The 10,461-nt window shown below is 30.0% G+C and carries 9 protein-coding genes; 8 read left to right on the forward strand and 1 reads right to left on the reverse strand.

The features are described from left to right. The first annotated feature begins 35 nt into the window (after positions 1–35). The 7 genes from bsdE14_RS22295 to bsdE14_RS22325 all read left to right on the forward strand — a co-directional run bounded on the left by bsdE14_RS22295 (position 36) and on the right by bsdE14_RS22325 (position 8,166). The gene (locus tag bsdE14_RS22295) at positions 36–1,502 is read left to right on the forward strand and encodes a phage tail tape measure protein (RefSeq protein WP_264852385.1); all 1,467 of its coding nucleotides are present in this window, start codon (positions 36–38) and stop codon (positions 1,500–1,502) included. Next, positions 1,503–2,183: a distal tail protein Dit gene (locus tag bsdE14_RS22300; protein WP_264852386.1), complete on the forward strand. Its 681-nt coding sequence runs from the start codon at positions 1,503–1,505 to the stop codon at positions 2,181–2,183. Continuing rightward, positions 2,184–4,625: a BppU family phage baseplate upper protein gene (locus bsdE14_RS22305; RefSeq protein ID WP_264852387.1), complete on the forward strand. Its 2,442-nt coding sequence runs from the start codon at positions 2,184–2,186 to the stop codon at positions 4,623–4,625. Positions 4,626–4,697: 72 nt separating this feature from the next. Next, positions 4,698–6,485 carry a phage tail spike protein gene (locus tag bsdE14_RS22310; RefSeq protein WP_264852388.1) on the forward strand — a complete coding sequence of 596 codons (1,788 nt, stop codon included), beginning with the start codon at positions 4,698–4,700 and terminating at the stop codon, positions 6,483–6,485. Further along, entirely contained in the window at positions 6,485–6,715 is a 231-nt protein-coding gene (locus bsdE14_RS22315) for a hypothetical protein (RefSeq protein WP_264852389.1), read from the forward strand. Before bsdE14_RS22310 ends, bsdE14_RS22315 begins: the two co-directional genes overlap by 1 nt. 46 nt (positions 6,716–6,761) lie before the next feature. Beyond that, positions 6,762–7,190, forward strand: a complete 429-nt coding sequence (locus bsdE14_RS22320; protein ID WP_264852390.1) for a phage holin family protein — start codon at positions 6,762–6,764, stop codon at positions 7,188–7,190. Positions 7,191–7,227: 37 nt separating this feature from the next. After that, entirely contained in the window at positions 7,228–8,166 is a 939-nt protein-coding gene (locus tag bsdE14_RS22325; RefSeq protein WP_264852391.1) for a GH25 family lysozyme, read from the forward strand. An 86-nt stretch (positions 8,167–8,252) separates the two neighbouring features. Here bsdE14_RS22325 and bsdE14_RS22330 read toward each other — a convergent pair whose 3' ends face one another. Then, a complete protein-coding gene (locus bsdE14_RS22330) occupies positions 8,253–8,876 on the reverse strand; it encodes a hypothetical protein (RefSeq protein ID WP_264852392.1) in 624 nt (207 codons plus the stop codon). A 279-nt stretch (positions 8,877–9,155) separates the two neighbouring features. Here bsdE14_RS22330 and xerA point away from each other — a divergent pair, with 279 nt between their 5' ends. After that, positions 9,156–10,163 (forward strand): site-specific tyrosine recombinase/integron integrase, encoded by a 1,008-nt coding sequence (gene xerA, locus bsdE14_RS22335; protein ID WP_264852393.1) that lies wholly within the window; start codon positions 9,156–9,158, stop codon positions 10,161–10,163. Positions 10,164–10,461: the final 298 nt, after the last annotated feature.

The following is a 10,461-nucleotide window of genomic DNA, read 5'->3' on the forward strand; positions in this document are numbered from 1 at the left end:
CAATACTTATAAACAATGATGAAGCTGATAAAAGCTTGCAAAAAACTGATGAACATGCTGAAAAAGTAGGTGGTACACTTACTAAAGGAATTGGTACTGCAGCTAAGTGGGGTATAGGAATTGCAACTGCAGCTGCAGGAGCTGCAACCGGATTATTTGCTATGGCATCTAAAGCTAGTGAAACAGCAGCAAATATTGATGATATTTCTCAACGTACGAATCTAAGTGCAAAAACATTACAAGAGTTTAAATATGCTGCTGAAATGAGTGGATTTAGTCTTGATACAATTGAGGGAAGTGCTAAAAAACTTACTGCAACATTGGGAAAAGTTAAAGATGGAAATAAAGATACAACTGTATTATTTAAACAATTAGGCGTTTCTGTAGTTGATGCAAATGGTAAATTAAAAAGTACTGATGAGGTATTTCCCCAGGTACTTGCTAAATTAGCAGATATGGATAATCAAACAGAAAGAAATGCCTTAATGATGCAACTATTCGGAAAAAGTGCTATGGATATGGCACCATTACTTAATGGTGGAAGCGCAGGCATAAAGCAACTTACAGATGAAGCAAATAAATTAGGCTTAGTAATGTCTGATGATGCAGTATCTTCAGGTGCTCAATTTGATGATATGCTTACACAAGCAAAATCTTCATTAGGAGCTCTAGCAACTAAAATAGGAATTGAAGTATTACCAATAGCTCAACAAATTCTTAATTGGGTTATGACAAATATGCCAACGATTCAAAATGTTACTTCAACTGGATTTAATGTGATTTCAACTGCAGTAAAATTTCTTATGGATAATTCAAATTGGCTTATTCCAGTGCTTGGAGGATTATTAGGTGCTATATTAGCTTTAAACGTAATTAATAGCTTAAATGGGCTTATGGCTTTATGGAAAGCGAGTACTTTAGCACAAACATATGCTCAAGGAGGTTTAAATGCAGTTTTAGCTGCTAATCCAATTGGAATAGTTGTTATGGCTATTGGTCTTTTAATTGCTGCAGGAATAGCATTATATAGAAATTGGGATACTGTGAAAGCTGCAGCTATTAGTGTATTTGGTACTATAAAAAATTTTGTTGGCGGAGTAATTGATGGTATTAAAAACGGTTTTCATGGTATGGTTAATGGTGTCATATCTGGTCTTAATAAAATGATTAGAGCATTAAATGGATTAAATTTCACTGTACCTGATTGGGTTCCTGTTATAGGTGGAGGTAGTTTCGGCTTTGATATACCTACTATACCTAGTTATGCTGTAGGAACTAGATATTTGCCTAAAGACATGCTTGTTCAAGCTCATGAGGGTGAAATGATAGTTCCTAAATCTGAAAATCCGTATGCAAATAGTGGTGGTGCAGTTCTACCTAGTGGTAGTTTAATAATTCAAATTGAAAACTTTATTAATGATAGAAAGCAAAGTGTTCAAGCATTTGCTGAAGAATTAGAATTCTATAGAAAACAAATTAATTCAAGTGAAGGGAGTGTTTAGATGCTGCCTTTTTTTATTTTCAATGGTATAGATAGTTCAGACTATTTAATAGTTAAAAAGCTGCCTTCTATATTTAAAGCAGAAAAAAATATAAAGAAGATAGAGATAGAGGGAAGAGATGGGTTTCTTACTGAAGATTTTGGAACATATAAAAGTATACCCAAAAGTGTTGAATGTACTATAAAGGATACTATAGATATAGATTTCCTTTGCAGTTGGCTTGATGGTAGTGGTGAAGTTGTTTTTTCAAATGAACCAAATAAAAAATATAAAGCTACTATAATTAATCAAATTGAGTTTAAAAAAATATTTACAACATTTCATAGTTTTATAATTCAGTTTGATTGTCAGCCACATAAATATGCTTTTGATAATAATTTAATATCATTAGCATCTCCAGGAACAATTTATAATCCTTATACTGCTAATAGTAAGCCAATATTAAAAGTCTATGGTAATGGATCTATAACACTTAATATTAATAGTAATAACATTTATCTTACTAATGTAATTGATTATGTAATAATCGATAGTGAATTAGTTGATTGTTATAGAGATACTGTTTTAAAAAATAATGATATGGATGGAGAATTTCCAGAGTTTTTGCCTGGCTCAAATGCAGTAAGCTGGACTGGAACTGTAACTAAAGTTGAAATAACACCAAACTGGAGGTGGAATTAGATGATTAATGAAATAAATCATAATATAGATATAGATCTAGCAAATAAAATAAATATGATAACAAATTTTCAAATAAAGAAAAATGATACAAATAGCCATAAATTTATTATTAATATTTATAATAATTCTTTAGCCTATAATTTAACAGGCCTTTCAGCTAAAATATATTTTCAAAAGGCTGATAATACAAAAGTATTCTCAGATTGCACTATAGATGATGCTTTAAATGGGAAAATAAGTTGTATATTAAGTACTCAATGTTTAAGTTATGCTGGTGTAGTAGCAGCTGAAATAACTATTTTTGGTACAAATAATGAAGTTTTGACTTCAATTACTTTTAATTTTAGCGTTGTAGATACTATTCGAGATGATAATGCAATACAAAGTACTAATGAGTTCACAGCCCTCACACAAGCATTAGTAAAAGTTGATGCCTGGGATGCTCAATTTCAAACTAAATATGATGGTCTAGAAGCACAATATGCCACAGATCTAACAGAAGTAAAGACGTCTTTGAATGATATTCCGAATCAAATAAATAATGCCGTAGCACCAAAAGCAAACCAAGTTGATTTAGATACACAAAAGGGAAGAATAGATAATTTAGTATCCACATCAAGTTCTTCATATTATGAAAAAACTACAAGCGGAACTGCTGGAGCATTATTAGTTGTAAGTAGTGGTGCAACTACAGGACAAATAAATCTTTCAAGCGTAACACCTGTAGCCATAGGATATACTCCAGTTGTAGGTGATTATGTAAGACTTGTATATGGTGTTGCTAGTGGTAGTACCGAATTAATTGACTTAAGAACGGATATATATGGTTATACATTTAGTACGGTAGGCAATGCAGTAAGAAAGCAAATAAACACTTTAAATAGTGCAGCTGATATACAAGGCTATATAAGCCAAGATGTTACTTATGTAGCAAATGCAAGAGGAACAGATGGAGCAACCACTAATCCAACAGGTTTTCATATAGATTTTGCAGTATCAGAAGGTGATGTATTAAAAGTAAGTGGTAATAATTATCAAGCAGCTTACCCCCTTTACGTTTTACTAAATAGCAGTGGTGGAGTTGTAAGTTATTATACAGATTCAACTAATGAACAATTAACAGATATATCAGTAACTATACCTAAAAATGTAGCAACAATATCTGTAAACTGCTTTGCTAAAAGCACTGGAGCAATAAAAAAATTAACTAAAACTAAAATGTCAGAAATTATTGATACAGATACTGATTATCATGTAGAGGATATTGCAATAGGCTTTGGATATGCACAAAGCGATGGCTCTTTTCATGCAACTTTAGGTTATCATGGAATAATTAATGTTAAGCCAGGGGACCAATTAAAATTAAGTGGTTCATACTTAAATGCTAACTATCCTTTAGGATGGTATTCTTACAAAGGAACTATAACAGGAAGTATTACAGGTGGAGCAGTAGTAGGGTATATCTATGATTATGCGTATACAGTACCAAACGGTGTCGACAAAATATATATAAATAGTGATGTAAAAGACAATCTTATGGTTAAAAGAAATAAGAAAAGAACTGTTGTTGAGCAAATAAATGTAAAATTAAATAATAAAGCAAGAAATAAAACCATTGTATGGTTTGGTACTTCAATCCCAGCAGGATGTTATAATTCTGCTGATTCCAATACAAGTTATCCAATGATTATAGCAAGTATGCTTGGTGCTAATGTAATAAATGAAGCTATATCAAGTTCTCCAGTACATTGTAGGCAAGATAATTTAGTTGATGCATCTACTAATCCATATGGGTTTAAGGACAATTATAAAACTTGTGCTTATGCTCTTGCTGGAAGTCTAGCCGAAAAGGAATGGCTTATTACAAATTATCAGAGCAGTATTTTTACAAGCCAAAAATATACTACAATGACTGATAGTGATAAAGAATATATAAGAAATTGTAGCTATGAAAGGAAACTAGACAAATATCTAACTGCAAGTAATTTTCCTGACTTATTTGTATTTGACCATGGTAGAAATGATATGTTTAGTTACCATGATTGGAATTATTCATCAGCAGACCAATTTTCGTTATTTAATTTTCAAGGTGCTATGAATTTTTTAATAAATAGAATACTAGCTTTTAATCCTAAAGCAAAAATTATTATTATCGGGCATTATACCAATCAGGCAAGATTAGTTTCTGAACCTGTTCAAGACTTTCCTACTCAAATAACTACGTCTCAACAAGCAGTTGCGGACGATTGGGAATTACCAATATTTAAGCTATGGGAAAAGACAGGTTGGTCACAAAAACAAATTACAAATAATAGTGTAACTAAAACAGTTTTAAATTGGTGGCTTCCAGATGATTTACACCCACATAGCGATACAAGTGGTAAAGCAATCAAGCATATAGCTAATTTGATAGCACCGTTTATTAGAGATAATATAGGATAGATACAATAGGGTAATAAGACGAAGCAAAGAGAGTAGAAATACTCTCTTTTTATTTAGAAAGAAGGTGATAAGTTGATAAATGTTTATGATAGTAAAGAAACTAATTTCAATCACAATGGATTAGTTGTGTTAAGTGATACTATTTCATCACCAATAACAGAAGAACTCAATGGATCATATGAAGTTGAACTTGAATATCCTTTTGATGCTAGAGGAAAATGGAAATATCTTTTAGAAGGAAATATCATAAAAGTTGATGGCCAATTGTTTCGTATATATCATAAATTTAAGAATTTGGCATCAATAAAACTAAATGCAAGGCATATTTTCTATGACTTATTAGATAACCTTCTTGAAGATGTAAGACCAACAGATTTAACTGGTTATGCAGCATTAGATTGGATTTTAAATCGTACTCAGTATACTCATACTTTTACAAGCATGGGGGATGTCGGAGGAACTAATACACGATATTTTATAAGAGTTAATCCTGTTGATGCAATTATGGGTAAAGACGGAATAATTAATACATGGGGTGGGGAATTAGTAAGAGATAATTTCACAATAAAGCTTTTACAAGCCAGAGGACTTGATAGAGGAGTTCTAATTGCTTATGGTAAGAATATTCAAGGCATAGAAGAAACTCTTGATATAGACGGTATATGTACTCGTTTAATGCCTATTGGAAAAAATGGTTTGTTATTATCTGAAAAATATATTGATAGCCCTTATATCAATAATTTTCCACATCCTAAAATTAGAGTAGTTGAATTTAGTGATTGTGAAGATGAAGCATCATTGAGAACTGCAGCTCAAAAGTATATGTTAGATAATAAAATAGACATACCTAAATTTAATTATAAAATTGATTTTATAGAGCTATCAAAAACGGAAGAATATAAGCATTACGCTGTACTTGAAACTGTTTATCTTGGTGATACAGTAACTATAAAACATAATAAATTAGGTATTAATCTTAAGGCTAAAGTTATTAAAACAATTAAAAATCCATTAACTAATAGGCTTGAAAAAATTGAATTAGGAAGTTTTAAAGCTAATATTGCAAATAGTATAAATACAAGTATTCAATCTGTAAAAAATGAGATTATACAAGTTAAAAGTGATTATCAAAAAGCAATAGATAATGCTACAGCATTAATAACAGGAAGTAAAGGCGGTAATGTAGTAATTAGACAGGATGAAAATAAACATCCTTATGAAATTCTTATAATGGATACTACTGATGTTAATACTGCTGGAAATGTATGGCGTTGGAATATGGGTGGGTTTGGACATAGTTCAACTGGAATTAATGGTCCTTATGATACTGCAATTACACAAGATGGCCACATAGTTGGTACATTTATTACTGCGCTGGTTATTGCAGGTGAACAAATTAAAACAGGTATCATTACAAGTATTGATGGTAAAGTTAGTATAGGAATTGATGATGGTTCAGGAGTTAATGTTATTGGAGGAGCACTTACATTAAAAAACGGTAATAATGAAGTTATTATTGATGGTCAACATAATATGCATAAGATTATTATAACTGGTTTTACAACAATAACATTAGCACCAGGAGAATATTCAAAATGGGCTACAATAAATCATAATTTAGGTTATGTACCAGCATTTTCAGCTTACGTATATAGTGACTTCAATAATGTTTATAGCCCAGTTCCGTATACTCCTTTAGGACAAAATCTAGGGACTGGTGAACTTGTACTTGGTGAGTCGGTTGAAGCCAGAATTTCATCTACTAAACTAGAATTCGTATATATGAGAAATAACACCTTTATAAATTCTACATTCACAGTAAATATAAAATATTTCATATACAAGGAGGTTGCATTCTAATGGTAATTATATATGATTTAACTAGTAAAGAACTAGTAAGAACTGAAGACAACACTATGGCTCCTGTGTTGCCAACTAATATGACTTTCGATGAAAAAAAAGAGTTTTACAAAGGACAAGGACAAGGCTTTATTGGAATTCCTTATGAAATGGGAAAATACATTTTAAATTTTAAATTATGTTTCGACACTAATAACAACTTTATAGGACTTGAACCTAAGGTAGCTTAATAAAGCTGCTTTTTATTTTTTAAAAAATAAGAAAGAAGGTATAAAAATGGATAAAGAGAACTTATTAAAATCTTTGGTTGCAGGAGCAGGAACAATTTTTACTTACTTATTCGGTGCTTGGGATACAGCATTAACGATGCTAATAAGTCTTATGATACTGGATTATATCACTGGACTTGTTAAAGCATATATTAATAAAGTTATATCATCTGATGTTGGACTTAAAGGAATTGCTAGAAAAAGTTTGATATTAATAGTATTAATCGTAGCTGTAATGCTAGATAGACTTATGAACACTGGTTCATGGCTATTTAGAACACTGGTTTGTTATTTTTATATTGCCAATGAAGGTATCAGTTTATTAGAAAATTGTGCTCAAATGGGGTTGCCTATTCCAGATAAATTAAAGGATGCATTAGTGCAACTTAAGGAAGGTAATAAAAAAGAAATAAATGATACTAATCAAGGAGCTTAATAGCTCCTTTTATTTTTAAATTCTAGGAGGAATATTTATGAAAGGGATAGATATATCAAGTTATCAACAAAATGTTGACTTTAATCAAGTTAAAAATAATGGTGTTGAAATTGTAATTTTAAAGGCTTCTGAAGGAAAGACTTGGCAAGATCCTACTTTTAAAGATAAATATAATAATGCTAAAGCTGCAGGGTTAAAAGTAGGAGCATATCACTTTTTAAGAGGTAATGCTCCACAAGATGAAGCAAGTAATTTCTTAAATATGATTGAAGGACTTAGCCTTGATTGTAAACTAATAATTGATGCTGAGGTTGATTTAGGAGGAATTGAAACTACTTCAAATCAGGTTAAAGCAGTTAAAGATATATTAGTTTCAAAAGGTTATGATGTAGCATTATATAGTGGAGAATATTTCTATAATACTAATTTGAATAATAGTGTTAAAGATATTCCTTTATGGGTTGCAAAATATAGTAATAATAAACCTAACGTATCTAGTTATATAGGTTGGCAATATTCTGATGTTGGAAATGTTCCAGGCATAAATGGATATGTTGATATAAATGAGTTTTTAGAAGGAATATTATTAACTAATAATTGCAGTAATGGTACATGCAATATCACAACTCCAACAAAAGAAACATGGGAATTCTATATTAGCGGTGATTTAGTGAAAAGACTTCAACATGAACTTAATATTCAATATGGATTTAAACTTGATGAAGATGGATATCTTGGTGATAAGTCTTTGAATGCTCTTGAAAGTGTTGCAATTAAGCATGATGCTAAAGGTAATATTACAAGAATAATTCAAGAAAGACTGCTGCAATTAGGTTATAAATTGCCTCGTTATGGAGCAGATAGTGACTTTGGTGATGAAACCGCAAATGCATTATATAAGTTTCAATTAGACAGAAAATTAATACCAGATATGGTTGCTGGAATAAATACATTTAAAGAATTGTTTAGAAAATAGAAATAAAAGGTAGTGCCATTCGGTACTACCTTTTTACTATACCTATCAAATATACCTTATTATTAGGTACAATCGGTACTATCAAATCATTGATTTTTCTTAGTTTTTAGTATGTCTATAGACGAGCCTAGCGAGGCGGTCACTTGTGAAAACAAATTGAGATTCCATGGAAGAATAAATAAATTACTGTAATCACCAATTCTACGTACTTCAATTTCTTCCTGAGTTAATTTTACTATTATAAAATCGTAAGCTCTTTTATGTTTATCTTCTAGAAAATAAATAATATCTCTAGCCTTTTCCATGCTTGTATAGTGTGTATAATCTATTTCAATTAGCAATGGTATTGAAATTTCATCTTCTCTTATTACCATAGCAGCATCAATTATATATTTCTTATTTTCACTTATATCTAATATCTTTTCCTTTTCAAACTTCAATATTTCAAAATCCAATAATTCCGTATATACATCTAATAATTTCAAATCATGAATTTTAAGCTTCTTATCTAAATAATAAATAGCTTCGCTTTTAGGATCCTTTCTATATCTCTTTAATAATTCTTCTCTATAAATAACTCTTAATCTTTTTCTAGCCTGGTCATAAGCTTCTTTATTCCCTTTAAAAAACACCTTAGAGCAAATTTTAGGTGTAATACTACCGTATGTCTCAACAAATTTAATTATCTCTTTATCACGTTTTGTAATCATAAAATCACCTCAAAATTATTATAGGACAATATTTTTTAAAAAATAAAAAAATACTTGAAAAACATAAATTAAGACTAATAATCTATTTTTAATAATTAATTATTAAAAAGGAGTGAATTATAAATATGTAAAAAGGTGTTTTTTAAAGTTGTTCTATAATATATTTGAGTAATTAAATAATAAAAAACTAAATTGCCGCAAGGGTAAAAATTTAACGCCCTTGCTGCAGAGCTTGGGCATTTTTTGCTTTAGTGAGCAGCAAGGGAGAAAAATTTAAAAATGTATGAAGATTTTAGAAGTAATTGTAATGAAGAAGTAATTATCAAAATAATTGGGAAAACATCTTTGGAATATCCTATGATAGACCAACAAAAATTAAGAGAAATATTATATCTTTCATTTCACAACTATAATGTATTACCAATTGAAAAATCTTTAGTGGCTAGTGATGTTGAGGATAGAATTATGATGTATCTAGCAGTAAAGAAGCTTGACGGTTTAAGTGCTAAAACACTTAAAAACTATAAATTAGAATTATTCAAACTATCTAATACAATAATTAAGCCAGTAAATCTTATCACTACCAATGACTTAAGATATTATCTAGCTATAAGAGGTAAAAATTTAAAAAGTACAAGCTTAAGTACTGTTATTAGTTATTTAAAAAGTTTCTTTGATTGGATGCATCAAGAGGAATTTATTGAAAGAGATCCTACACGCAAAATTAAGCAGCCAAAAAAAGAAAAAAGGCTTCGCCATGCATTAACTATAGATGAAATTGAAAGATTAAGAGATGCTTGTAATACTGTTCGCCAACGTGCTTTATTAGAAACACTATATGCAACAGCCTGCCGGCTAAGCGAAATAAAAGATTTAAACATTGATGATATTAACTTTTCTACTTTAACAACTAGAGTTATTGGAAAAGGTAATAAAGAAAGAATAGTTTATCTAAATGCTAAATCAAAATTATATTTACAAAAATATCTCAATACCAGAACTGATAAAAATTCAGCATTATTCGTTTCAACTAAGCATCCTTATGGGCGACTAGGTGTTAGAGCTATTGAAAGAGAAATTTCTAAAATAGGTGAGCAAGCAAAAATTCAAAAACAAATTTATCCTCATATTTTAAGGCATTCATTCGCAACACATGCTCTTGCTAGTGGCATGACATTAGACATTATACAAAGGATACTTGGTCACTCAGATCCTGCCACAACTCAAATTTATAGTGCTCTTAATGATACCGCAGTACAACAAGAGTATAAAAAACTTAATTTTTAATTTTATAGCACCTCTTTTGTGAGGTGCCTTTTTCTTTTTAAATCAATTCAAATGGATTTAAACCAATTTAAATTATATACCTAGTCAATTCTCTTAAGGGCGTTGTTTTTTATATTTGTTGTATGTTTGTACCTTTTAAAAAATAAGCGCTCTAAAACCGTTTAAACGTTTTTTAAGCGCTCTTATTTTATATACTAAATTCTAATTTAGCGAAATTCAAATAATCTTATTAAGTTCTTAATAATTTCTTATTAATTTATTGACAAATTATAGCAAGTTGCATATAATGTTATTAAGA

This window comes from Clostridium omnivorum (assembly GCF_026012015.1).
Lineage (GTDB): Bacteria > Bacillota > Clostridia > Clostridiales > Clostridiaceae > Clostridium_AX > Clostridium_AX omnivorum.